This window comes from Priestia sp. BR_2, from assembly GCF_041954005.1.
Lineage (GTDB): Bacteria > Bacillota > Bacilli > Paenibacillales > Paenibacillaceae > Paenibacillus_AQ > Paenibacillus_AQ lautus_A.
This window is the reverse complement of the sequence record NZ_JAVFHM010000261.1, coordinates 1-878: the sequence shown is the minus strand read 5'-3', so window position 1 is coordinate 878 and position 878 is coordinate 1. Positions and strand designations below refer to the sequence as shown.

General features: G+C 32.1%; 1 protein-coding gene. It reads right to left on the bottom strand.

Translation table 11 applies throughout. The annotated features are described in order from the left end of the window. The coding region (locus RB298_RS20655) for a glycosyltransferase (RefSeq protein ID WP_486048326.1) at nt 1–567 on the bottom strand (567 nt) is incomplete at its 3' end. Between the last annotated feature and the right edge of the window lie 311 nt (nt 568–878).

Sequence of the window (878 nt, the reverse complement as noted above, 5' to 3'; positions counted from 1 at the left end):
ATATACAATAGTAATATCGCCAGGGCAAGACATCAGCTTATGATTATCATCGATTGTTATACCATATTTTTGTCTCCATTTTTTTAATATCTCTTCAAGTTCTTGATATGTTGGAGATGTCTTATCCATTTCTCCTCGACTTTTCATAACGTTCGAAAAGACCTCTTCATCAATAGCAAACGTTGTGCAAGAAGATATTTTAGGTATCTTTAATATACCAGCAATAATCCATCCTGCGGCGAAATTATTATCATAAATAACGTAGTCGTACTTTTCATCCTTTATGTCCTCTAGAACAATTTCTATAACTGTATCCGCAGAGTGTACCATATATAATAGCAGTTCAAGAGGGTCCATTCTTTTTGCCATTTTTTTCACTAGATCTGCATTGCGTGTGAAATTTTTATAAGGACGAAATGTAGCTCCTGTTTTCTCAATTTTATTTCTATATTCCTCTATACAGTAATAGACAACCTCTTCACCCTTTTTTATTAGTTCTTCCACTAATGCAATTGTAGGGTTGACGTGGCCTTCTCCAGGATAATTAAGGAGTAAAACTTTTCCCATCTTAATTCCTCCTTTTATAATATAAATAGTTCATGTCATTATACCATTTGTTGTTTTTCCGCACCTTATTAAATCTTTTTTAAGGTCAGTTTAATAAAGAAAAGAATTAGAATTAACAACTTTTTAAAATAGGAGAAATAAGAAGACAGCCATTTAATTTAAATAGTGGCTGTCTTTCTATGTATATATGAACCGAATAGATAGCAGGGTAAGGTCATTTATTTAAGTACGATTTTATAACTTTCCATCCTAAAGGACATAGAGCGATACTTAAGCATCTTAGTTAGTAAAAAGAGTACGAGCTGTTTGGA